This window comes from Gordonibacter sp. RACS_AR68 (assembly GCF_030418485.1).
Classification (GTDB): Bacteria; Actinomycetota; Coriobacteriia; order Coriobacteriales; family Eggerthellaceae; genus Gordonibacter; species Gordonibacter urolithinfaciens.
Genome location: NZ_JAIPUP010000004.1, coordinates 210,619 through 234,863, shown reverse-complemented (window position 1 = coordinate 234,863; position 24,245 = coordinate 210,619). Strand labels below are relative to the sequence as shown.

Genomic DNA, 24,245 nt, shown 5'->3' with positions numbered 1-24,245 from the left:
ACCTGCGCAGCCTGCATCGCGGCAGGCGCATACTGCGCACGTCATGGCTCGAAGCCCATCGCATCGAGATAGTGGGCGGCGAACGCCGCGCTCGTGGAGAGCTCGACGTGCGAGCAGGAGGCGGCGACGCTCTCCAGGGCTGCTCGCCCTTCCGGGAAGAGCGCCGCCGCTGCCCCCTTCCCTGCCGCGTTTCCCAGCAGGTCGACCTTGTGCTCGAGGGCGGCGGGCACAAGGCCGATGCGGGCCGCGCTCGCCGCGCTGAGGTGCGCTCCGAACCCGCCTGCCAACGCGACGCGGCGCACGTCGTCGTAGGAGACGTGCATCTCGTCCATCAGCGTGTCGATGCCCGCCCTTATGGCCGCCTTGGCCAGCTGCACGCCGCGCACGTCGCCTTGGGTGAGATACACGCGCTTTTCGGCGTCGAGGTAGCATACCCGCTGTTCCTGCTCTGTGCCCAGGCGCCACGCGAGGCGCGGGCCGACCTCCCCGGCTTCGAGCAGGCGCCCGGTCTCGTCGACGATGCCTAGCTCGAGCAGGCAGGCGACAGCGTCTAAGAGCCCCGATCCGCAGATGCCTACCGGTTCGGCGCCTCCCACGGTTGCGATAGCGAGTCCGTCGCCTTCGAGCGCGACGGCGCTTACGGCACCGCTCAGGGCCGGCATGCCCAGCGTTATACCGGCACCCTCGAACGCGGGCCCGGCCGCCGTGGCGCAGCATACGATGCGCTCGCTGTTGCCGAGCGCCATCTCGCCGTTCGTGCCGACGTCAAGGTACAGCTGGAGTGCAGGGGAGGCTGCCATGTCCGAGATGTGGAGGCCGGCCGTCACGTCGCCGCCTACGTATCCCGCCACGGCGGGCGCCAGGTATGCGCGCACAGGGGGCTCGTCGCAGTCGTGCGGCTGCCACAGATTGCACTCGTTCCCGAAGAGCGCGAAGGGCGCGAAGGGGAAGGTGCCTATCGGCTTTGGGTCGAGGCCGGCGGCGAAGTGCTCCATGACCGTGTTGCCTGCCACGGCCACGCGTTCGAGATCCTGCCAGCCGACGCTTTGCCCCGCACTGAGCCCGAGGGCGGCGAGCGCGTCGTCGAGCCCTCCGCGCAGGGAGGAGCAAAGAGCCTCCAACCCCTCCGCCGCCGAGGCGGCCGCGATGCGCGCTACCACATCGCCTCCGAACGCCACCTGGGGGTTCACCTTGCCTACGCTGGCCACAATGAGCCGGGAGTCGAGATCCACCAGGTGCAGCGCCAGCGTGGTGGTGCCCACGTCTACGGCGAGCCCGAGACGGCGATCGCTCTCACCCTGTGTCGCCGGCCCCGAAGCGGTCGTCGCCTCGCTTCCGGCTACCGGCAAGGTTCCCAGATCGTCGGGCAGGACCTCCATGCCGGCCGCCACGTTCGTCCGGCAGGCGAGGCGATAGCTCGTGCCCGCCTTATCGCGCACGAGCACGCGGCATTTCCCGCAGGTGCCGACGCCGCCGCATGGGGCGAGCAGTGCCTCGCCGCCTTCGCGCAGGGCCTCGAGCAGGGTCTGTCCCGCCTCCGCTTCGATGAGTCTGATGTTGCCGTCCTGACCGTGCACGATCACGTCCATATGATCCCCCCATTCCTTCTTGGGAGGTGCATGGTAGCGCATAGGGGCGGGCGTCGGGAGCTCGCAAACCCAAGATAAGCACTGTCGTATGGCCCCTAAGGTCAACTTCGGGTACCGGGCCTGATGCACGGCCCGGGGTCGAACGGCCGAACGGCCGAAATAAGCATTCTCGCCCCATGCCCTTTTCGCCGCGTCTTCCTAGACTGAGGCGATCGACTGTCTACTACGAGAGGAAGAGGGGCTTTCATGACAACGACCGAGGAAATAGCCAGTGCGGTGATGCGTGGCAAGAAAAAGGAGGTGGGTCCGCTGGTGCAGCGGGCTCTCGACGAGGGGGTGGCGGCCCAGGCCATCCTCGACGAGGGGCTCATCGCCCCCATGGGCGTCATCGGCGATCGCTTCAGCGCTGGCGAAGCGTTCGTGCCTGAGATGCTGGTGGCCGCCCGTGCCATGTCCGCGGGTACCGAGGTGCTCAAGCCGCATCTCGCCGAGGCGGGGGCTGAGCCCTTGGGTAAGGCTGTCATCGGCACGGTGAAGGGCGACATGCACGACATCGGCAAGAACCTCGTGCGCATGATGATAGAGGGCAAGGGTTTCGAGGTGACGGATCTGGGCGTAGACGTGGCGCCGGAGGCGTTCGTGAGCTTTCTGCAGGAGCACGACGACGTCGACATCGTGTGCTGCTCGGCGCTGCTCACCACCACGATGCCCGAGATCGGAGCGACTATCAGGGCTATCGAGGAGGCGGGTTTGCGCGACAAGGTGAAGGTCATGATCGGCGGCGCCCCGGTGACGCAGGCGTATGCCGACGAGGTGGGCGCCGATGCGTACACGCTCGACGCGGGCGCGGCCGCCGTCAAGGCCGCCGAGCTGGTGGGCGCGTAAAAGATGGGCGGCGTGCCCGGAAGGAGGGGAAGTATCCCATGGATATGAGGAAGTGGCTCTCCGGCATCATTGCGTCGGAGAGGAAGAAGGCGTTGCCGGTGCTCTCGTTTCCCGCCGTGCAGCTGATGGGCATCTCGGTGCGCGACCTCATCGGGTCGTCGGACTACCAGGCTGAGGCCATGCGCCTTGTTGCGCAGAGGTATCCGACAGCGGCTGCGGTGTCGTTCATGGATCTGTCCGTGGAGGCGGAGGCGTTCGGAGCGGAGACGGTCGTAAGCGATGACGAGGTTCCCACGGTGGTGGGCGCGCTCGTCGACGAGGACACCGACCCCAGCGGCATCGTGGTGCCCGCGGTGGGCGCAGGGCGCACGGGATTGTACGTGGAGGCCATAGCCAAGGTGGCTCCCTTGATCGACGACCGCCCGGTGCTCGCCGGTGCCATAGGCCCGTTCTCGCTGGCAGGGCGGCTCATGGACGTGTCCGAGGTCATGGTGATGTGCTACGAGGAACCCGAGCTCGTGCATGCCGTGCTCGAGAAGGCCGCCGGGTTCGTGGCCGCCTACGCGGACGCCTTCCGCGCGGCGGGCGCCGACGGCGTGGTTTTGGCCGAGCCGCTTGCGGGCCTGCTGTCGCCCAATCTCGCCGAGAAGTTCTCCTCGGCCTACGTGCGCCGCATCGTGAAAGAGGTGCAAACCGATTCGTTCGCCGTGGTCTACCACAACTGCGGCGGCGGGGTCCCCAAGATGATGGACTCCATCGTGGACACCGGCGCCGCCGCCTTCCACTTCGGCAACGCCATCTCCATGGCCGACGTGATGCCGCTCGTTCCCGCCGACCGTGTGGCCATGGGCAACGTAGCCCCCGCCGAGCAGTTGCGCAACGGCACGCCGGACTCCGTGCGTGCGGCGACGCTCGAAGTGCTGGAGGCATGCGCGGGCTATCCCAACTTCGTGATCTCCACCGGGTGCGACGTGCCGCCGATGGCACCTCTGGAGAACATCGACGCGTTCTTTGCTGCCGTTGACGAGTTCTACGCACGGTAGGGCGGGACGGCGGGGCTTCGAGGAGGATTTCCTTGCAGGTAACCGGAAGATGCGGCTTTTCAAACGAGGAGGACACATGAAACCCAGAGAGAACATGATGGCGATATTCAACCGGGAGCAGCCGGACTACTACGGCGACTTCATGGCGGCGCTCGACTTCGCGCCGGACCCCGTCTTCGCGGCGGACAGCGTGCCCGACGACGGATTGGAGCATCGGGACAGCTGGGGCACGGTGTGCGTGAAGCTGCCCGGCTCTCCCGGCAAGCACCCCCATGTCACGCCGGAGAACGCCGTGGTGAAAGACGTCACGGCATGGCGCGAGCAGCTGAAGGTGCCCGCGCTCGAGGGGCTCGACTGGAGCGCGGCGAGGGAATTCGCCGCCGGTGCGGACCGCAGCGAGCGGTTCGTGGGGCTCTTCTCGGCACAGGGGCTGTTCGAGCGCTCCCATTTCCTCATGGGCATGGAGGATGCGTTCTGCGCCTATCTGGAGGAGCCCGACGATATGGCCGACATGCTGCGCGCGATAGCCGACTACAAGATAGCCGTCCTGCGGGAGGCGGCGCGCCAGTTCCAGCCCGACGTGGTGTTCTTCCAGGACGACTGGGGATCGAAGCAGAACCTGTTCCTGCCGCCCACCGTGTGGCGCGAGCTGATCAAGCCCCTGCATGCCGAGATCGTGGCGGCGGCGCACGAGTGCGGCATGCTGTTCGTGCACCACGCCGACTGCATCTGCGAGCCCATAGTGGAGGACATGGTGGAGATGGGCATCGACATCTGGCAGGGGGCCATACCGCAGAACGACCTCCCCGCCATTCAGGAGAGGACGCGGGGCGAGCTGGCCATCATCGGCGGCATCGACGCCCCGGCGGTGGACATCGAGAACATCACCGAGGATGAGATCAGGGCCGAGGTGCGCCGCGCCATCGACGCGTACTGCCCGGCAGGGCGCTTCTACCCCTCCATCCCGAGCGGAAAGTGCTTCCGCGCGTGGAACGATGCCGTCGTGAGCGACGAGCTGGAGAAGTACGGCCGGCGATGGGCGCGGGAGCACCCGATTTTGGAGGCGGGGCAGCGGCCCTCGTAGCGCTGCGCAAGTTTGGCAGGAGGAAAGCGACGGCCGCCGTCCCAGGGGGGACGGCGGCCGTCGCACGTTCGGGTTCCCGGTATGCCGAATGCCCGGCAGGGAGCCGCGATGCTCCTACATGAACACGATCGTGAGGTCCTTGCGGGCCGGTTCCTGGCCCTTGTCGAGGTAGGCCTTGCCGCCGCCGAGCTGCGTTCCCTGGGCGTCGTAGGCCAGGCACACGCCCATGCAGGGCTTCACGTGCTCTTGTCCGTCCTTGGCCTTCTCGGGCGCCAGGACGTAGCGGCCGGCCTTCTCGTCGGCGAGGAACTGCTCCTCGAGGTCGTTTCTCGCGGCATCGTAGCCAATGTGCGCGTGCTCCTCGACGAACGCGCGGAACTTCTCCTCGCCCCTGATGGTCACGTTGATCTCCATGGTATCCCTCCTTGTGCGCGGCCCCCTTGCCGCCGGGGCAAGGGGGCCGGCGATCGGTTGCGGTTACTTTCCTGCGGGAGTGTAGAGCGCCCAGCGGGTTTTGCCGTCCATCTTCCGCACGAGCTCCTCCACCTCGCCGTGGTACAGGCACCATGCCTGGCAGGCCTGCACGCAGGCGGGCATCTTGCCTGCGGCGGTACGCTCCGCGCACAGGTCGCACGCCTTCGTGAGGGTGGGGTTGTACACCCACTCATACGGCGTGTCGGCGTCGATGGGCGTCTCGTAGCGGTAGGGTCCCACCTCGGCGAGCTTGATGCCGAACTCGCCGGCCGCGAGGCCGCGGGCGTTGCGGCAGGCCACCTCGCAGGAGTGGCAGCCCGTGCAGTACTCGTAGTTGACCAGTATGCCTTCCATGCGAGCCTCCTAGCTCATGACCGTGACGACGGGCTCTTCGACCGGCTGGTAGGGCTTGCCGGGCTCGTAGGGCGCGAAGTCGCCTTTCTCGGCGATGACCTCGTGCGGGAGCACGTCGCCTTCCTGCACGGGGTAGATCTTGCAGAGCATGCTCTTGATGGCGGACCCGATGCCGCCCTGTCCCGTGCGGAACGCCTCGGTCATGTTGTTGAGGTTCGAGTCGTACGTGCCGTAGAAGTTGGGCTCGGCGCCGTCCTGCTCGGGGAACCACCAGCCGTGCTCGGCATGCACACGGCCGGGCATGACCTCAATGGTCTCCTTCACCTTCTGCTTGAAACGGGCGCCGCGGCTGTTCTCGACCCAGATCCATTCGCCGTCGCGCACGCCAAAGCGCTCGCAGTCCTCCGGGCTCACCATGATGAGCGGGTCGGGGTGGAACTCGCGCATGGTGGGCAGCTGGCGGTGCTCCGAATGGAAGAACTCGAAGGAGCGCCCGCCGCCGGAGAGGATGAGCGGGAACTCCTCGAAGGTCTTGGGCGTGGAGAGCGGGCTCTCGGGCGGCTCGATATGGTAGGGCAGCGGGTCGACGCCCCAGTGGTCGTAGCCGAACGACCACAGCTCGATGCGTCCGGTGGGCGTGTTGAAGCCCGGCTGGCCGTCGGGGCGCAGCATGCCCTTCTCGTACTTATGGTACGTGGCGTCCCAGTCCCAGTACGCGGTGCCGTTGCAGCTGTTCTCGCTCGGGTTCTGCACCGTGTCCTCCCAGGTGCGGTCGTACTCGGTGCCGCCGGGCGCCAGCTGGTCGGTGAGGTACCAGGTGCACCATTCCTTGTCGTCGGCCCACGGCCAGTGCTCGGGTTTGATGCGCTTTCCCAGTTCGAGGCAGATCTGCTCGTCTGACTTCGCCTCGTAGTAGTCGGTCACCTTCACCATGGTGCGCACGGGCGTCCACCAGGTGCGGCAGGAATTGCGCTCGCAGCTCATGGCCACGGGCAGCACGATGTCGGCCACCGCCTGGGCCGTGGGCGTCATGAACGGGTCGGCCACCACGATGAACGGCACCTTCATGAGGGCTGCGCGCGTGCGGGCCGGGTCCATGGAAGCGCAGGCCAGCGCATTGGAGCTCTGGATCCAGAACATCTGGATGGGGTAGGGCTCCCCCGTCTCGATGGCTGCCAGGATGGCGTCGGTGTCGGCGCATGAAACGATGTTGGACTCGTTGATGCCCGAGGTGGCGGGTATGAGCTTCTTGGCGTACACCTCGGGGTCGATGTACTCGTCGCCCAGGCCGTAGCGCTTCTCGATGAGGAAGGCGCAGCGGTACAGCGCGTTGCCGCCCGGGTTGTCGATGTTGCCGGTGACGGCCATGAGGTCGGCCACGGCCTCGGTCACGCCGAGCGCGGCGATCTGCTGCTCGAAGGCGAGGCCCCACTGGCAGGCGCAGCTCGACGACGTGGCGATGAGGCGGGCGGCGCCGCGCAGCGCGTCGGCGTCCACCTCGCAGATGGGCGCGGCCCACTCGGGCGTCTTGTCGGCCACGCGCTCGGCGAGTGCCTCGAAGCCGTAGCACCAGCGGTCCACGAAGTCGTGGTCGTAGAGATCCTCTTCGATGACCACGTTGAGCAGCGCCATGGCCGCCACGGCGTCGGTGCCGGGCCGCACGGGGAGCCAGTACGCGGCACGTGCCCCCCACCAGGTGAGGCGCGGATCGACGGAGACGATCTTCGAGCCCATCTGCACGCACTGCACGAGCCAGTGGCCCAAGAAGCCGTCGGCGTTCGATTTGATGGGCTCGTTGCCCCAAACCAGGACGACGCCGGGCGCTTGCCAGTCGGGGTTCGCGTAGCGGTCGGGGTGGGCCTGCGAGGCGTCCACGATGATCATGTCGCCGTACTTCGCCGACGTGCCGATCATGCGCGGCAGGTAGCAGGCGAAGCCGGTGAACCCGAACGTGGACACGTTCGGCGTCTCCATGCAGGCCGAGGCGAAGTAGGGGACCTGCCAGCCTATGTTGCGTCCGGTGCCGTGCACGACCACGATGGACTCGGGCCCGTGCTCATCCTTGATGGCGAGCACGCGCTCGGTGATCTCGTCGTAGGCCTCGTCCCAGCTGATGCGCTCCCACCGATCCTGGCCGCGCTCGCCGGTGCGGCGCAGGGGGTACTTCAGGCGGTCGGGGTGGTTCACCGCCTCGGGAAGGTCGAGGCAGCGCATGCACAGCTTGCCGTTGGCCACGGCGTTCAGCGGGTCGCCCTCGACTTTCTCCAGCTTGTTGTCCTTCGTGTACAGCAGCACGCCGCAGCCCATGTGGCAGCCCGGCGGCGACCAGTGCGTCGTGCGGGTGACGGTGTAGCCGCCCTCCTGCCACTGCCATTCCCCTTCGTGGTAGGCCTTGCGGTCGAGCTTTTCCAGAAACTCTCGGTAGTCGGCCATGGTGCTCCTTTCTCGTCCCATGCGGCCCGCGGACTCGCGGGCTTGTCGCATACCCGAGATTCTAGGGAGGACGCCCGCGGGTGGCATGCCGTCGGGCTTCCTATTTCGGCACGGCCGGCCGCGGCGCCGTGGGGCGTGGCGCCTGATTTCCCCCAGCGCGGCGCCGGGCCCGCAGGAGCGCGGAAGAGGGCGCACGCGGGAGGCGCGGTGGCGGCATGAAGCCATGCGAAGGCGCGCCTTATCTTCGGCGCGAGCCTAATACCCCATGCCTTATCTTCGCGGGTGCAGGGCTTAGGTGGTTTATGCTGGGAGAGACGGCGGGGAGCGGCGGGGAGGGTGCCATTATGAGCGGTTTGCGGAGGATTGCGAGGTCATGATATAACGTGCGGACGCCTTAGGGCGCTCGCTAAGCCCGAAGGCGCGAGGGGCAGGGGTGGTATTTCGGCGATGACTTCAGGGGGTTGAAATCGTTGAAGCAGGATCACGGTACGGAATTTGTGCACGAGCTCATGGGCGACGAGGGCAAGGACCAGTGGCTGCTCGTCAACCCGCGCATGCTCATCGGGTTGGTGGGGACCGTCGCCTGCTACGGGTGGGCGTTCCTCATGCTGGGCACGTCGGCCTTCGTCCCTTCCGCCGCCGCGGCGGGGACGGCGGCGGGCGGGCCGCATCTCTGCTTCGTGCTGGGCTCCATGGCGGCGTTGGCCTGCACCTGGGCCTTCTCGGACTTCTTCTCGCGGCGCAGGCGGGTGCAGTACGCCTTGGCGCTCGCCTGCACGGGGGCCGGGGCGGCGGGTTTGTGGTTCGCGCCGTCCGGCTTGTGGACGCTTCTCTCGTCCGTGCTGCTGGGAGCGGGCTTCGGCCTGGTCTACGGCCTGTACGGGGAGTTCGCGTGCCTGAACTTCCACGTGTCCATCAAGACCTACGTCCTGGGCATCTTCTGCTGCGCGCTCGCGGCGTGCGCGGGCCTGCTGTTCGCGGGCGCAGAGATGGGATTCTTCTTCGCGCTCGTGTTCCCGGTGGTGGCGTTCGCGGCCTACGCCTGCGTGTTCGCGTTCTTCCATCTGGGCCGGCAGCCGGTGGTTGACCGAAAGACGTCGGACGCGCGCAACCGCGTGGTATGGAGGTCGTACCTGGCCACGGCCACGGCGGGCATGGCGGCCGGGTTCGGGCTGGGCTGCCTGCTGTCCACCGAGTCGGTGCATTCGGGAGCCTACGCGGTCGCCGAGGTGCTCGTGGTGGGCACGTGCGCGTTCCTCCTGGTCGATGCCTGCCGGAAGAACCGTGTGAACGAGACCATCACCATGCGGTTCTTCCTCCCGTTCGCCGCCGTGGTGGCGTTCCCGCTCATGTTCGCGCCCCCGGCGCTCAAGTTCGTGTTCGCCGTCCTGCTGCTTTGCGGGTCGCTGTTCCCCATCACCTGCTCGCTGTCGGCTATGTGCAAGCACGTGGCCCTGTGCGACCTGTCGCCCATCCGGGCGTTCTCGTTCGGCCGCCTCATCTGCCTCGCGGGGATCGCGGTGGGCATGGCGCTGGCGTTTCTCGGGTTCTCCTCTGCGGGGATGGGGGGCCTGACCTACGAGACGACCTCGGCTGCCGTCGTGGTGGTGTTCATGATGCTGGTGATATTCTCGGCGTCGTTCGTCATGACCGAGGACAACTACCCGGACGAGGCGCGCATCAGGCGCGGCGCGGATGGCGAGAAGGACGAGGATGCCGGATCGGCCGCGAAGGGCGGCGCGCCGATCCGCCGCCTCGAGGCGAAGGGCGAGGACGGCGCCGAGCCCGCGGCGGGCGAGGGGGCGGTGGCGCGCCCGGGTATCTTCCATATAAAGTGCGAGATCGTCGCCCGCACCTACGGCCTGTCCAACCGCCAGCGCGAGGTGCTGGGCATGCTGGCGAAGGGCCGCAACGCCGACTACATCACCGAGAAGCTCATCATATCGTCGCACACCGCGAAGGCCCACATCTACAACATCTACCAGAAGACGGGCGTCCACTCGCGCCAGGAGCTCATGGACCTGGTGGAGGACACCGACGTGGCGGCCGCCGGGGACATGCTGCAGGACATCCTGGACGACCGGACCTGACTGCGGGACCTGCGCCGCCCGACGGCCCTAATCCCCCAGACCTTACTCTGCGGTTTAGCGTCTCCCACCTCATGAAAGGCACGGTGCTTTTTCCTATCGTTCGCATCGAGGGCCGAAGCGCGGTGCACGTCGCGCCAGAGCCCGAGACGAGAGAGGAGAGAGGGCCTATGCTGTTCGACTACGGGGAGTTCCTCAAGGGCATCGACCGCGAAGCCTACCACGAGGGCGAGTGGCAGTGGGAGGAGGACGGCTACACCGTCACGCGCACCTACACGTACTCGGCGCCCGGCTGCCACGATTCGTGCGGCGTGCTCATGTACACGAAGGACGGCAAGCTGGAGCGCGTGGAGGGCGATCCGCTCGACCCCTGCGCCAACGGGCGCCTGTGCATGCGCTGCCTGAACCTGGCCGAGGGCGTGAACTACGCCGACCGCCCCAAGTACCCGCTGCGGCGCGCCGGCGAGCGCGGCGAGAACAAATGGGAGCGCATCACCTGGGAGGAGGCGCTCGACGAGATAGCCGGCTGGATACACGAGAACCTCGACGAGGCGGGCTTCGGCCGCGAGTCGATCTTCGTGAACCATGGCACGGGGCGCAACATCTCGTCCTGGGTGCCGTTTTTGGGCGGGGCGTGCCTCGGCACGCCGAACATCGGCGCCATCGGCTTCTCGGGGTACTCGTGCTACCTGCCGCGCACGTGCGGCACGGCCGCCGGCATCGGCGATTTCCCCATCGTGGACGCCTCCGAGGGCCATGCCGACCGTTACGCGAACCCCGAATGGGAGCGTCCCGACGTCGTGGTGGTGTGGGGCTGCGAGCCGCTGCGCTCGAACGCGGACGGTTACCTGGGCCATTGGCTGAACGTGTGTATGCAGATGGGCACGGAGTTCATCTCCATCGACCCGCAGCTCACCTGGTGGGGAGCCCGCGCGGCGTACTGGCTGCCGCTGCGCCCGGCCACCGACCTGGCGCTCGCGCTCGCGTGGCTCAACGTGATCACGACCGAGGACCTGATCGACCACGAGTTCGTTGACTGCTGGTGCGCCTACTACGACGAGCTCAAGGAGCATGTGGCGCAGTTCACGCCCGACTGGGCCGCCGAGATCTGCCAGGTGCCGGCGGAGGACATCGCCGCGGCCGCGCGCTTCTACGCGGGCGCCGAGCGCGGCGCCATCCAGTGGGGCCTCGCCTTCGACACGCAGGTCGACTCCATCCAGCTGTGCCAGACGGTGTCGAACCTCATGAGCGTGTGCGGCAACATCGACAAACCGGGCACGAACATCCTCGTGCGCAACGGCTTCGAGATCAATCCCGGCTACGCCACGGCCCAGCTCTACTGCGATCCCGACACGTTCGCGAAGAAGCTCACGGTGGACCTTGTGCATCCCGGATGCGTGCAGTTCATCGGCATGGCCGACTGCGACGCCGTGAACCGTGCGTTCGAGACGGGCGAGCCGTACCCCATCAAGATGTTCTGGTCGCAGGGCTCCAACGGCATCGCCTGCTCGGCCACGGCGGCGCCGCGCGTGCACAAGATGCTGCAGAACGTGGAGTTCTGCGTGGTGGCCGACCCGTACCTGACGCCCACGGCGGTGGCCTACGCCGACATCTTCCTGCCGCTCAAGACCACGGCCGAGCGCGACTCGATGCGCGTGTGGTGGACGCCGCTGCGCGCCATGAAGGCCGTGAGCGAATGGTACGAGGCCAAGTCCGACGAGGAGCTCATCGTGGCCCTGGGCAACAAGCTCAACCCGGAGCTGTTCCAGAAGCGCTGGCCCACGCTCGAGGCGCTGCTGCAGGACTACCTGGATGTGGGCTTCAACCTCTACGATCCCGAGACCGGCAAGAGCTACAAGAGCGCCGGCCGCTCGAAGGCGGGCATGGTGGAAGTGGAGGACGTGCACACCGACTTCTGGAAGAAGCACCATGCCGACGGCGAATGCTCGTTCGACGCGCTTGTGCGCAAGGGCGGCTACGAGTACGACGACTTCTGCGCCACGTACCGCAAGTACGAGAAGGGCCTGCTGCGAGCCGACGGCCTGCCCGGCTTCGCGACGCCCACCGGGCGCATCGAGCTCGTGCCGTACGCCACGTTCGGCGCCTGGGGCATCCCGCCCTTGGCCGAGCACGTGGAGTCGCTTTCGGCCAAGCGGTGGCTCACCGACCCCGAGTTCAAGAAGGAGTACCCGTTCATCTGCATCAACGGCTCGCGCTCCTACGAGTTCTTCCATTCGGAGAACCGCCAGCAGGCAACCATGCGCGAGTTCCATCCCCAGCCGCTCGTGAAGGTGTCGCCGCAGACGGCCGAGGAGTACGGCCTGGCCGAGGGCGAGTGGATTTGGATCGAGAACACCGAGGGGCGCTGCCGCCAGAAGGTGACCATCGACCCGGTGCTCAACCCTCGCTACATCCATGCCGAGCACGGCTGGTGGTTCCCCGAGGAGGAGCCGGCGTTCCCGCACCTGTACGGAGCGTTCGAGTGCAACATCAACAACCTCACCGCCTCCTACGAGACGGGGCACGGCGGTATCGGCAACCCGCTCAAGAGCATCGTCTGCAAGATCTACAAGTGCACCGACGACGTGGCCGAGCCAACGCCTGGCGAGGTGGTCACGAAGCTGGGCGGCTTCCGCGGCGACTACGTGGCCGGGCAGCCGTTCGCCTGGACGACCGACAACACGACGCGCGAGGGAGGGAGATTCTAGTGAAGGGCATTCTGGTCAACTACGAGTTCTGCACGGGCTGCCACTCCTGCGAGGTGGCCTGCAAGAAGCACCTGGGCCTGCCGGCAGGGGAGTTCGGCATCAAGCTCACCGAGACGGGGCCGTTCGAGTACGAGGGCGCCGAGGGCAACAAGGACCGCTGGGAGTGGACGTGGCTTCCTGTGCTCACGAAGGCGTGCGATATGTGCGCCGACCGCGTGGAAGCGGGCAAGCTGCCCATGTGCGTGCAGCACTGCCAGGCGTGGTGCCTGTACCACGGCGAGGTGGAGGAGCTCGCCGCCAAGATGGACGGCTCGTCGCGCTGCGCGCTGTTCACGCGCTAAGCCCCTCGAAGGCCATGCCCGCGCCGGGCGCGCGGGCATGGCAGGTGCGGGAAGGGGGTGATGCGCGGGGCTCTTCGGTGTTCTACTCGTAATCTGCAAGGGAAAGGTAATTGAAATGGTAGAAGAAAAGAAGGGGTTCCATCGCGCCTGGCTCGTCTTCATCGGCGTGTGCATGATGATGGCCGGCGGCATGGGTTTGGTGCTCAACGTCATGGGCAACTTCTTCGTGCCGATGGCGCTGCAGTTCGGCCTGGTCACGCCCGAGGGCAAGCCCGACGTGACACAGGTGACGCTGCTCATGACCGTGTACTCCTACGTCATGCTCGTGTGGCTGCCGTTCGCCGGCCGCCTGTTCGACAAGGTGGACGCGCGGGTGCTGTTCGGCGCCGGCGGCGTGTGCGTCGTGGCGGCTGTGGCGCTGCTGGGCGTGTGGGGCGAGGTGTGGCAGATCTACCTCTCCGGCGTGCTGCTCGGCCTTGCCGGCCCGATCATCTTCCTCGTGGGGCCGTCGGTGCTGATCAACAACTGGTTCGCCCCGAAGCAGGCCGGCAAGTTCCTCGGCATAGCCTCGGCGTTCACCGGCGTGGGCACGTTCGTGTGGTCGCCGCTTTTCGCGGGGCTCATCAAATCGATGGGCTACCAGCCCGCGTTCTTCGTGGAAGCCGGCATCGCTGCCGTGCTCATCCTGGTGCCGGCCGTTCTCTTCTTCCGCACGCGGCCCGAGGACGTGGGGCTCGCGCAGTACGGCATCGAGAAGGAGACGGCGGCAGGTCAGGAGCCGGCGAAGAAGAGCGGCGTGTCCGGCAAGTTCGCCCTCGGCACCGTCGCGTTCTACTGCATCTTCGTGGCCGCCTGCCTCATCTCGCTCGGCGGCGGCTACAAGTCCATGATGCCCACGGCCGTGCAGTCCGTCGGCGGCACCGAGCTCGCGCTTCTGGGCGCGTCCATGATATCGGCAGCTGCAGTGGGCAACATCCTCGGCAAGATCACCTTGGGCACGCTGTCCGACAAGATAGGCATCATGAACTCCATGGTGGCCTTCGCCGTGGTGAGCATGGTTGGCTTCGCGCTCATGGTGTTCATGATGGGCGACAACCAGGTGCCCATGCTCGTCGCCGGCTTCTGCATCGGCACGGGCGACGCCATGATGTCGGTAGGACTGCCGCTGCTCACGCGCCACTGCTACGGTGACCGCGACTATGCGAAGATCTACTCCTACCTGAACATGGGCATCGCCGTGCTGGGCGGCCTGGGCGCGACGTTCGTGGCGCTCGTGGCCTCTTGGGCCGGCGGGTTCCAGGCCGCCTACGGCTGCGGCATCGGCTTCGAGGTGGTCATCGCGCTCGCTATCGTGGTGGCGGCGACCACGGCCAAGAAGTTCCGCGACAAGTGGACGGAAGATGGGGAGCCCGAGAAGAGCCGCTCGTAAGGTTTGCGTGGGCGCCCTTGGAGGGGCGCCCGATTCGGATGCGTCGCCGGCCGAGGCGTCGGCGGCGCGCGGTATCGACTGTTCGGCTCGGGAAGCGGCGCGCGCATGGGGGCGAGCCCCCGGTAAGGACCGCTTCGCCTCTGCAGGGTGCGCCGGCGGCGCATCGCACGATAGATAGGTGATGCTACATGACGGCGGCAAAACCACGGTTGCATTACGCGTGGCTGATACTGATAGGGTGCTGTTTCATGCAGGCGGGCGGCCTGGGCGCCGTGCTCGACGCCGCGGGAGTGTTCTTCGTGCCCGTGTGCGACGATCTGGGCTTCACGCGCTCGGAGCTCTCGCTGTACCTGACGTTCTACTTCATAGCGACGGTGTTCGCCATGCCCCTCGTGGGCAAATGGATCACGAAGTACAACGTCAACCGCGTTCTGAGCGTGTCGTTCGCGCTCGTTGTGGCGGCGGTGGCCGCTATGGGCTTCTACACTCAGCCCTGGCAATGGTGGATATCGGGCGTCGTGTTCGGGTTGGCGGGCAGCTTCATATTCGTGGTGCCCGCTCCCATCCTCATCGGCAACTGGTTCCATGCCCACAAGGGCTTGGCGCTGGGGGTGGCCATGTCGTTCTCGGGAATAGGCGGCGCGGCCCTCGGGCCTGTGTTCACGCTGCTGATTCAGGCGTTCGGTTGGCGCGAGGCGTACTTCATCGCTGCCGGCATCATGGCCCTGCTCGTTTTGCCATGGACGCTGTTCGTGTTCAAGCTCCGTCCCGAGGACGTGGGCGCGAAGCCCTACGGCTGGACGGACGAGGACGAGCGGCGCGAACAGCAGCGCGAGCGCGCGGGAGGGGGCGCGGCCTTGCCGGGCGTCCCGCTGGGCAAGGCGCTCAAGACGGTCCCGTTCGTGTGCATGTTCCTGTTCGCGGGGCTCATCGCCTACTTCGCAGGCTTCAACTCGCACCTGCCGGGCTACGCGCAGTCCATCGGCTTCTCCGCCTTGGTGGGATCGTCGCTGCTCACGGCCGTGATGGTGGGCAACGTGGTGGAGAAGCTGCTCGTGGGCTGGCTCAACGACCGCGTGGGCGTGCAGTTCACGGTGAACATACAGCTGGCCATGGTGGCCTGCGGGTTCGTTGGGTTCATGTTTTCCGGTGACAACCTGGTGCTGCTGTATGCGTCCGCGTTCTTGTTTGGAGCCCAGAACTCGCTGGTGTCGGTATCGACGCCACTGCTCATACGCCAGCTGTTCGGCGAGCGCGACTTCCCGGCCATCTTCACGTACGCCCGCATCGGCACCGGCGTCATCGGATGCCTGGGGCCGGTGACCGTGGCCGGCATTTTCGACGTGACCGGCAGCTTTGTCCCGGCGTTCGGGCTGGGCATCGCCATCACGGCGCTCGGCTTCCTGAGCGTGCGCTTGGCGTACCGCTTCCGTGGGAAGCTAGCGTGGGCTGAAGGGGGCACGCCATCCGAGGCGCTGGAAAACCATTAGAAGAAGAGAGAGGTAACGGTATGGAATTCAAGAACGACCTGGGCAAGCCCTGGAAGTACGAGGACGGGGACTTCACCGTCGTGCGCACGTCCATGTGGTCGCCGCCGGGCTGCCATCCGGTGGGATGCGGCTTGAAGCTCTACGTCGATGCGGAGGGGCGCCTCGACCATGTGGAGGGCGACGAGAACAACCCCATCACGAAGGGCCGTTTGTGCGCGCGGTGCCTGGCGCTCAAGGACTACGTGTACAACCCGAGCCGCGTGATCTACCCGATGAAGCGCGATCCGAAGGACCGCGGCCGGCACGACAAGTGGGAGCGCATCACGTGGGACGAGGCCTATGCCCTGGTGAAGGAGAAGCGCGACTACTTCCGCGACACCTACGGCCCCGAGAGCATGGCCGTGTTCTCGGGCACGGGGCGCTCGGGCGGCATCCTGGTGGCCGACATGGCGCAGGCCGTGCTCGGCACGCCGAACGCCTGCTACACCCAGTCGGGCTACGCCTGCTACCAGCCGCGCTCCATGTCCTGCTCGCACGTGCTGGGCGCGTACTATCCCGAGATGGACTACGCCGGCGGCCTGGAGGGAACCTACGACAACCCCGTGTACCGGGTGCCGGAGGTCATCGTCATGTGGGGCAAGATGGCGCTCGCGTCCAACGGCGATGGCCTCTGGGGCCATGCGGTCATCGACCTCATGAAGCGCGGCGCGAAGCTCATCAGCGTCGACCCGCGCGTGAACTGGCTGGCCACGCGCGCCGAGGTGCACCTGCGGGTGCGACCCGGCACCGACACCGCGCTCGCCATGGCGTGGCTGTCCATCATCATCAACGAGGACCTCTACGACCACGACTTCGTGGAGAAGTGGACGTACGGATTCGAGGAGTTCTCCGCGCGCATCAACGACCCCGACAAGGGCATGACGCCCGAGAGGGCCGCGGAGATCTGCGAGGTGCCGGTGGAGGACATCTACCGTGCGGCCCGCCTGTACGCCGCCGCGAAGCCCGCGTCCATCGCCTGGGGCCTTGCGTTCGACCAGAACCAGAACGGCAACCAGGCGGCCCACTGCGTGCTGGCGCTGATGGCCATCTGCGGCAACATCGACGTTCCCGGCGGCCAGATCATCGCCGAGATCGACCCGGCGCCCGGCGTGGAGGACGACGCGGAGGCGCAGGCGGCCGCCGAGGCCGCGGCGGTGGAGGGCTCCACGCTCGACATCGACAAGGCCGACGACACTTCGGCCGAGGACGCCGCGCGCCCGCAGCGCCGCATCGGCTGGGACTCGCTTCCCGACGACCTCAAAGGCAAGACCATCGGCTACGACGAGTACCCGCTCTACGTGGACAACATCCGCAACGCGCAGGCCGACATGATGTTCGACGCGGTGACGAAGGGCGAGCCGTACCGCATCCGCATGGGCTGGATACAGTCCACGGCGCTGCTCACCCCCACGTGCTGCGCCCAGCCGACCGGCTGGTACGAGGGCTGCAAGAACCTGGAGTGGTGCATGGCAACCGACTGCTTCATCACGCCCGCCATCGAGGCGTTCGCCGACCTCGTGCTGCCCTTGGCCTCGTGCGCCGAGAAGGACGACGTGGTCATGACGCACTACGCGGGATCGCCGGTGACGCTGGGCTCGGTGAACAAGGCCGTGGACGTGGGCGAGGTGAAGTCCGACATCCAGATACTCATCGAGCTGGGCGAGTACCTGGAGATGGACTGCCTGAAGGACGAGGACGGCGGGCGCCTGTTCAAGGACGAGGCCGACTTCCTCACGCAGCGCCGCGCGCGTCCCGTCAAGATGCCCTTCGAGGAGCTGCGCGACCAGGTGGTGTTCCAGCGCGGCGTGAACTACCGCAAGTACGAGACGGGCAAGCTGCGTCCTGACCGCAAGCCCGGCTTCCTCACGCCCACCGGCCGCGTGGAGCTGTGGTCGACGGCGTACGCGCATTACGGCGAGGACCCGCTGCCGTACTACCAGGAGCCGGCGTTCAGTCCTCACAAGAACCCCGAGCTCGCGGCGAAGTACCCGTTCATCCTGACCACGGGAGCGCGCAACTACGCGTCGTTCCACGCCGAGCACCGGCAGATCCCCGTGCTCCGCGAGCTGCACCCCGACCCGATCATCGAGATCAACCCCGAGGACGCGGCGCAGCTGGGCGTGGCGGACGGCCAGTGGGTCGAGATCAAGAACGATTACGGCCGCGCGAAGTTCAAAGCCGTCGTGTCGCCCATCGTGAAGAAGGGCGTGGTGCAGACCGACCACGGCTGGTGGTTCCCCGAGCGCCAGGCCGACGACGACGCGCGCGAGCGCATCGTGCCGGTGGGCCAGATCGTGGAGGACCACGAGGTGCAGGCCGTCATCAACGGCAAGGAGATCAAGGACGGCTTCGTGAAGACCGACCATGCCGACGAGCAAGGCCTCTACGGCGTGTGGCAGTCGAACGTGAACGACCTCGTGTCGAACCACTACAACTCGCGCTTGGGCTACGGCGGGCCCTACAAGTGCAACTGCTGCAGCGTGACGCCCTTGCAGGAGAGCTACGACACGGACATGAACCTGGTCGTCGAGAAATTCGGAGAGTTGGTGTAGAGATGGCTGAATACGGGCTTTTGATCGACTACGAGTACTGCACGGGCTGCGAGACGTGCGTGGTGGCCTGCAAGGAGGAGCATGGCTTCCCCGTGGGCAAGTGGGGCATCCGCGTGCTGGACGACGGGCCGTGGCAGAAGGACGATTCGGGCGAGGGCGGCAACTGCTTCAACTGGAACAAGATCCCTGTGCCAACCGACCTGTGCGACCTGTGCGCCGACCGCGTGGCGGCGGGCAAGGAGCCGACGTGCGTGCACCACTGCCAGGCGTTCTGCATGAGGTTCGGCCGCGTCGAGGAGCTGGCCGCAGAGTTGGCGGGCAAGCCCAAGCAGGTGCTCTGGGCGCCCTGCGCCTAGGACGGTACGGACGGAGGCGGCGCCGGATGCTGCGCGTCGCCTCCGCGGGAAAGGGGGCGAGGAATCCGTGTGCTACTGCTGCACCCTGTGCAACCGGTGCGGGCGCGCCGACGAGATGAAGGACCGGCTGGGGCACAGGCTCTGCCCGTCGTGCGGCAGGGAGGAGCCCGATCCCGGGCGGCCCACGTGCCCCGCATGCGGCGCTATCCTGCCGCCGCCGTTCCCGGAGCCGCCTGGCCGGCCCGATGCGTGAGGGATGTGAAGGTTCCGCGCGGCCGTTCGAAGGGCCGCAAGCACCCGGAGAGAAGGCCTTGCGTGATAGGAGGACGAACGAAGGGAACCGGCTTCGGCCGGTTCCTCTTTTTGCGCGCGGCTCATGGCTGCCGTGTTCGGCCGAATGTGGGCATCGTGCCGGGCGGCGACCCCTGCGGCGCTAGATGGTGGCGCAGTCTCCCTCTTCCTCGCCCTCGATGCCGGCGAACAAGTCCATGGGCGGCACGCCGAGGGCATCGGCTATTCGGAAGAGCTTGTTGACGCTGATGTTGCTGATGCCGTTCTCTATTTCCGAGAGGTACCCCTTGTTGATGTCCGACATGAGGGCGAGCTGCTTCTGCGAGATGCGCTGGGCCTTGCGCATCTCCACGATGTGCTGGCCCAACTGCCTTCTTTTGTCGAAATAATCCATACGGTGAAGGCTATCTAAGCTGCGCCTTGGAAGGACGGATATATCCGAACAGTCGGCAAAAAGATCGACAATTCCCGAATATGATGACTGGTCAGCGCAGCTATCCGTAGCCGGGCGCCAGCGCGTGCCCGGGGGCCTCCGAGCGCCCGTCCGTTACAGCGGCGCACTATTCGGTTATAATCGAACCGGCGGGAGCGAAGAGGCGCGTTGCGCGGGCTTCCGAAGCGGGCGGCGCGAGGGTTTCCGCCCGGAAGGACTCGACTGAGCGGTGCCGCAACGGCGTGGGGAGACGGCGGGCACCCGGAGGGTCAGGGGGTGGCACATATGGAGATCCACCAACTCCGCCACATGCTGGCTGCAGCAGAGCATTCCAGCTATGCGCAGGCGGCGAAGCGGTGCTTCACCAGCCGGCAGAACATCGCCCATTCCGTCAAGGCGCTCGAGAACGAGCTCGGCATCGTGCTGTTCGAGCGGCGGGGCAACGAGATGGTGCTCACGCCCGCGGGGCGGCAGCTGGTTGGCGAGGCGGGCGAGATCGTGGCGAAGGTGGACGGCTTGCACGTGGCCTTCGCCAATCCCGATGCGCCCGACGAGGTGCTGAACCTTGCGGTGAGCACCAACCTGTTTGCGGGGATACCGCCGAGCACCGACGAGTTCATCGCGCAGCATGCCGATCGGCTGAGGATAGCAGAGATGAGCTGCGAGGACTGCTATCAGTCGGTATGCTCCGGACGGTCGGACGTCGCCGTCGTCATGTGCATGGGACGCCGGTTTCCCGACTGCGACGTGCTCGAGGTGGGGGAGTCGGCATCGTTTGCGCTCATGTGCTCGTCGTCGCCCCTGGGGCGGAAGGCGGGGTTGTCGGCGGCGGATCTGAAGGATCAGAAGCTGCTGCTCATGTCGGAACCCGCCTTCCAGTACGAGCCGTTGTTCGCCCAGCTCGACGCTCTCGGCTTCGATCGGGCGAACGTCAGCGTCATTCCCAGCACCAGCTCGATGATCCACGTGGTGAAGAGGCGCGGGGGCACGGGAATCGTCTCCGACAAGTTCTCGGCAGCGCCGCCGGCGGGTTTTTGCGCCGTCCCCTTTTCCGATCCACGTCTGAACTGGCGGTTCTACGTTCTTTTTCACAAGAACTCGGGCTCGTTCAGCTCTATTGCGAAGTTCGCCCAAGGCATACAGGGCACGTTCTGACCTTGGATCAAAGCAAGGCCGGGCCCGTAGCGGCCCGGCCTTGCGCGAAAACCATCGTTTCGCAGGCGTTTGGCAGTTCAGAAAAGGATCAGCAGGTACCCGGTTGCGATGGCCACCGTCAGCACCATGATGGGGAACCCCACCTTGGTGAACCCGATGAAGCTCACGGGGTAGCCCTCCTTGTTGGCGATGCCGGAGAGCACGACGTTGGCCGACGCCCCCACGAGCGATCCGTTGCCGCCGAGGCACGCGCCAAGAGAGATTGCCCACCACAGCGGGAACACGTCGACGCCCGCGGACGCCATGACCGTGATGATGGGGATCATGGTGGCCACGAAGGGGATGTTGTCCAGCACGGCGGAGAGCAGCGCCGACCCCCACAGCAGCGCCAGCATGAGCAGCACCGTATCGCCGCCCGTGAGCGAGACGAGACCTTCTCCCACGAGCGCGATGACACCCGTGTGCTCCATGGCTCCCACCACCACGAACAGCCCGAGGAAGAAGCCGATCGTGCCCCACTCCACTCCCTCGAGGGCGCCCTCCAGATCTCCTCCCGAGATGAGCAGCATGATGCCGGCCGCCCCCAGGGCGATGACCGCCGACTCGAGATGCAGTGCGCCGTGGAGCATGAAAGCGGCGGTGACGGCCACGATCATGGCGATGCTCTTGACGAACAGGGGGCGATCCTTCACGGCGTCCTGCTCGGAGAGGGCCATGACCCCGCGCACGGCGTCTGCGCCCACCGACAGCTTCCGGCCGTACAGCACCTTGAACACGATCAGCAGCACGGCGAGGATGGCCACGACCACGGGGGCGTCGTAGCGGATGAAGTCGAAGAACGTGAGCCCAGCCGCCGAACCGATCATGATGTTGGGCGGGTCGCCGATGAGCGTGGCCGTGCCGCCGACGTTCGACGCCACGATCTCTGCGACGAGGAAGGGCACGGCATCGATCTTGAGCGTACGGCACAGCATGATGGTCATGGGGCCGATGAGCAGGATGGTGGTCACGTTGTCGAGCAGCGCCGAGAACAGGGCGGTGATGACGACGAACGCGGCCATGATCTTCCACGGGTCACCCTTGCAGAGCTTCGCCGAGCGTATGGCCACGTACTCGAACAGGCCCGACTTGCGCACCACCGCCACGAACATCATCATGCCGCACAGCACGCCGAGGGTGTTGAAGTCGATGGAGCCCATGCCGGCATCGAAGTCGACGATGCCGATGCAGAACAGCACCACGGCGCCGAGCAGGGCCGCGAGCGCGCGATGGATCTTCTCGGACACGACCAGGGCCATGACGGCGGCGAACACGGCGATTGAGATTATCTGCGGGGTGGTCATCGGGCCTCTCCTTGGGGCTTGCCGTGGAACGGCTCAGTTGTCGGGATTCTCGGGGGCGGTTTTGCCGGGGATGGCAGGGGCGCCGGGGGCGCTCGGCGTGCCGGGTGCTCCGGGGGCTGCGGGAGCGCCGGGAGCAGCGGGCGAGCCGGGTGCCCCCGGGGCTGCGGGGGCGGCAGGGGCGCCGGGTGCCCCCGCTCCGGGAACGGGCGTCGAGGTGGTGGCTGGTCTGAAGCACATGGCGGTTCTCCTTCTTTCGTGTGGGTAGAAAACAAGCGCGTCGGGCTCGCGGAAGAGCGGGGGCTAGCGGCGGAACTCGTCCATCTTGCGGTCGTACTCCTCGAACCGCTCGCGCATCCGCTGCTCCCGCGTCTTGCCCTTGTTGAGCCTTCTGCCGACGATCGCGGCCATCGCGAGGAACGCGATGCCGACGATGATCGTGCCGACAAAGCCGGAATCGACCATTGCTGCCTCCTTTCGCGGGCGGACGGCGAAAACGGTTTCAGCAGATTGGGAGCCTCCCGACGGCCGGAGGGGCCGTCGGGAGGGGGCGGGGCTAGTAGCCCATGAGGCCGGTCATGGCGGGCAGGTACAGCGCGCTTAGCACGCAGAGCACGGCGGTGGGCACCCACGCCTTCTTCAGCCACTCCGTCATGCTGATCCAGCCCTTCTCGTAGCAGATCATCATGATGGAGTCGATGGGCAGCCAGGTGGTCACGCCGCCCAGGATGCCGCCGATGCAGGCGATGACGGCGCCGTTCACTCCGGTGGTGGCGGCGAGCGCTATCATGAGCGGGACGGCGACGGACACCGTGGGCGGGCCCACAGGGATGCAGATGTGCAGGATCATGGTGATGACGCACATGACCAGAACCACGAGCAGGAGCGGCCAGGAGGACGCGCCGGCGAGCACGGTGTTCACGAACCACGCGGCCACGCCGGTGCCCACGAGGCCCGTGGCGAGCGCCTGCACGCCGATGATCATCATGATGATCTCCCACGGTATGTTCTTGTAGTACTGCTCCTTGCTCAACAGGTTGATACCGGGCACGAACGCGATGATGGTGAACGCGAAGGCCACGAGCATGGAGTTGATCTGCGGGAACCACGTGCTCATGATCATGAGGCCGAAGGCGATGACGAACCAGGTGATGAGCTTGATCTCGATGGCGGTCATCTTGCCGTAGTCGGCGAGCTTCGCGGACACGACGGACAGGGCCTCGGGCTTGATCTCCTCGATCTTGAACGCCTTGGCGCACCACAGGCCGGAGATGACCGACACCACGAGCGCCAGCGGGATGTTGACGGCGCACCAGGCGAGGAAGGTCACGCGCACGCCCATGTAGGTCTCAACCAGCGTCATGCACAGGATGTTCAGCGAGTTGCCGATGGGTGTGCCGATGCCGCCGATGGCAGCTGCCGCGGCAACGGACACGGTGAGGGCTTTGGCAAGGCCCGACTTGCCCTTCACCCCGCCGTTCGCCTCCACGATGGACAGGCCGATGCCGATGAAGATGGCGGACGCGGCCAGGTCGGACACGAACATGGACAGCACCGAGGTGGCCACCGAGAAGCCCACGATGAGCTTCGTGGTGCTGTTGCCGGCGAACTTGAGCGCGGCGCTGGCCACGCGGTACGGGATGGGCGTGGACATGACGGCGCCGGACACCGTGAACACGAACAGGCAGTAGATGGGCACGAGTAGGCTGGACGAGTTGAACACGCTCGCCTGCGTGTCGGTTGCCGCATAGGGCAGGATGCCGGTCACGGGTATGAGGAAGAATATCAGCACCACCGTGACGATGAACGGCAGCGCCTCCGTGACCCAGAGGATGATGCAGGCCAGAAGGATGCCCACCGCCGACATGGCGGTGCGCTCCAGCCCTGCGGGAACCGGGCATGCGAACTGGAAGAACAGGAAGACCAGCGCCGCCACGACGATGGCGACGAGTTTCTTCACCTGCTTGCCGTCCATGGTGCTCCGGGACAGCGCGGCTGCGTTTTCGCTCAAGAGTATCCCCTCCTTCGTTATGGATGGTAGAGCTTCGGTAATCCCCCTTCGGTTCGGTCGGCACGTGCCTGTCGGAGGCCACGTCGCCGACGGCGTACTCGGCGGTCGCACGCTGCGGGGAACCCGTCGAAGCGCTTCGGGCCGAGACGCC

General features: G+C 66.6%; 20 protein-coding genes. 11 read left to right on the top strand and 9 right to left on the bottom strand.

The window, feature by feature from the left end; all coding sequences use genetic code 11:
• Positions 1–41 precede the first annotated feature (41 nt).
• Positions 42–1,589 carry an ASKHA domain-containing protein gene (locus tag K9U15_RS10235; protein ID WP_161959770.1) on the bottom strand — a complete coding sequence of 516 codons (1,548 nt, stop codon included), beginning with the start codon at positions 1,587–1,589 and terminating at the stop codon, positions 42–44.
• Positions 1,590–1,835: 246 nt separating this feature from the next.
• On the opposite strand from K9U15_RS10235, the gene K9U15_RS10230 reads away from it, so the two are divergent.
• The 3 genes from K9U15_RS10230 to K9U15_RS10220 all read left to right on the top strand — a co-directional run bounded on the left by K9U15_RS10230 (position 1,836) and on the right by K9U15_RS10220 (position 4,601).
• Positions 1,836–2,474: a corrinoid protein gene (locus K9U15_RS10230; RefSeq protein ID WP_123674357.1), complete on the top strand. Its 639-nt coding sequence runs from the start codon at positions 1,836–1,838 to the stop codon at positions 2,472–2,474.
• A gap of 38 nt (positions 2,475–2,512) precedes the next feature.
• A complete protein-coding gene (locus tag K9U15_RS10225) occupies positions 2,513–3,517 on the top strand; it encodes a uroporphyrinogen decarboxylase family protein (RefSeq protein ID WP_123674358.1) in 1,005 nt (334 codons plus the stop codon).
• 76 nt (positions 3,518–3,593) lie between these two features.
• A complete protein-coding gene (locus tag K9U15_RS10220) occupies positions 3,594–4,601 on the top strand; it encodes a uroporphyrinogen decarboxylase family protein (protein ID WP_301156044.1) in 1,008 nt (335 codons plus the stop codon).
• A gap of 114 nt (positions 4,602–4,715) precedes the next feature.
• On the opposite strand, the gene K9U15_RS10215 is transcribed toward K9U15_RS10220, so the two are convergent.
• The 3 genes from K9U15_RS10215 to K9U15_RS10205 all read right to left on the bottom strand — a co-directional run bounded on the left by K9U15_RS10215 (position 4,716) and on the right by K9U15_RS10205 (position 7,862).
• Positions 4,716–5,015 carry a hypothetical protein gene (locus K9U15_RS10215; protein WP_154270196.1) on the bottom strand — a complete coding sequence of 100 codons (300 nt, stop codon included), beginning with the start codon at positions 5,013–5,015 and terminating at the stop codon, positions 4,716–4,718.
• A 63-nt stretch (positions 5,016–5,078) separates the two neighbouring features.
• Positions 5,079–5,429, bottom strand: a complete 351-nt coding sequence (locus tag K9U15_RS10210; RefSeq protein WP_015540486.1) for a 4Fe-4S dicluster domain-containing protein — start codon at positions 5,427–5,429, stop codon at positions 5,079–5,081.
• 9 nt (positions 5,430–5,438) lie between these two features.
• A complete protein-coding gene (locus K9U15_RS10205; RefSeq protein ID WP_123674360.1) occupies positions 5,439–7,862 on the bottom strand; it encodes a molybdopterin-dependent oxidoreductase in 2,424 nt (807 codons plus the stop codon).
• A gap of 470 nt (positions 7,863–8,332) precedes the next feature.
• On the opposite strand from K9U15_RS10205, the gene K9U15_RS10200 reads away from it, so the two are divergent.
• From K9U15_RS10200 to K9U15_RS10170, 7 genes are all read left to right on the top strand, one after another.
• Positions 8,333–9,952, top strand: coding sequence for a LuxR C-terminal-related transcriptional regulator (locus K9U15_RS10200; RefSeq protein ID WP_301156043.1), 1,620 nt, complete (start codon positions 8,333–8,335; stop codon positions 9,950–9,952).
• 167 nt (positions 9,953–10,119) lie between these two features.
• Positions 10,120–12,657, top strand: coding sequence for a molybdopterin-dependent oxidoreductase (locus K9U15_RS10195; protein WP_301156041.1), 2,538 nt, complete (start codon positions 10,120–10,122; stop codon positions 12,655–12,657).
• The gene (locus K9U15_RS10190) at positions 12,657–12,998 is read left to right on the top strand and encodes a 4Fe-4S dicluster domain-containing protein (protein WP_170162987.1); all 342 of its coding nucleotides are present in this window, start codon (positions 12,657–12,659) and stop codon (positions 12,996–12,998) included. Before K9U15_RS10195 ends, K9U15_RS10190 begins: the two co-directional genes overlap by 1 nt.
• A gap of 115 nt (positions 12,999–13,113) precedes the next feature.
• A complete protein-coding gene (locus tag K9U15_RS10185) occupies positions 13,114–14,427 on the top strand; it encodes an MFS transporter (RefSeq protein WP_301156039.1) in 1,314 nt (437 codons plus the stop codon).
• A 248-nt stretch (positions 14,428–14,675) separates the two neighbouring features.
• Positions 14,676–15,917: an MFS transporter gene (locus K9U15_RS10180; protein ID WP_301156038.1), complete on the top strand. Its 1,242-nt coding sequence runs from the start codon at positions 14,676–14,678 to the stop codon at positions 15,915–15,917.
• Between the two features lie 20 nt (positions 15,918–15,937).
• Positions 15,938–18,508 (top strand): molybdopterin-dependent oxidoreductase, encoded by a 2,571-nt coding sequence (locus K9U15_RS10175; protein WP_301156037.1) that lies wholly within the window; start codon positions 15,938–15,940, stop codon positions 18,506–18,508.
• A 2-nt stretch (positions 18,509–18,510) separates the two neighbouring features.
• Positions 18,511–18,864, top strand: a complete 354-nt coding sequence (locus K9U15_RS10170) for a 4Fe-4S binding protein (protein ID WP_123674365.1) — start codon at positions 18,511–18,513, stop codon at positions 18,862–18,864.
• A gap of 433 nt (positions 18,865–19,297) precedes the next feature.
• On the opposite strand, the gene K9U15_RS10165 is transcribed toward K9U15_RS10170, so the two are convergent.
• Positions 19,298–19,549 carry a helix-turn-helix domain-containing protein gene (locus tag K9U15_RS10165; protein ID WP_123674366.1) on the bottom strand — a complete coding sequence of 84 codons (252 nt, stop codon included), beginning with the start codon at positions 19,547–19,549 and terminating at the stop codon, positions 19,298–19,300.
• Between the two features lie 324 nt (positions 19,550–19,873).
• On the opposite strand from K9U15_RS10165, the gene K9U15_RS10160 reads away from it, so the two are divergent.
• Entirely contained in the window at positions 19,874–20,743 is an 870-nt protein-coding gene (locus tag K9U15_RS10160) for a LysR family transcriptional regulator (protein ID WP_301154903.1), read from the top strand.
• A gap of 77 nt (positions 20,744–20,820) precedes the next feature.
• On the opposite strand, the gene K9U15_RS10155 is transcribed toward K9U15_RS10160, so the two are convergent.
• From K9U15_RS10155 to K9U15_RS10140, 4 genes are all read right to left on the bottom strand, one after another.
• Positions 20,821–22,086, bottom strand: a complete 1,266-nt coding sequence (locus tag K9U15_RS10155; protein ID WP_301154902.1) for an ArsB/NhaD family transporter — start codon at positions 22,084–22,086, stop codon at positions 20,821–20,823.
• A 33-nt stretch (positions 22,087–22,119) separates the two neighbouring features.
• The gene (locus tag K9U15_RS10150; RefSeq protein ID WP_301156035.1) at positions 22,120–22,323 is read right to left on the bottom strand and encodes a hypothetical protein; all 204 of its coding nucleotides are present in this window, start codon (positions 22,321–22,323) and stop codon (positions 22,120–22,122) included.
• 63 nt (positions 22,324–22,386) lie between these two features.
• A complete protein-coding gene (locus tag K9U15_RS10145; protein WP_301154900.1) occupies positions 22,387–22,548 on the bottom strand; it encodes a hypothetical protein in 162 nt (53 codons plus the stop codon).
• 91 nt (positions 22,549–22,639) lie between these two features.
• Complete coding sequence (locus K9U15_RS10140; protein ID WP_157004774.1) at positions 22,640–24,094, bottom strand: SLC13 family permease; 1,455 nt, start codon at positions 24,092–24,094, stop codon at positions 22,640–22,642.
• Between the last annotated feature and the right edge of the window lie 151 nt (positions 24,095–24,245).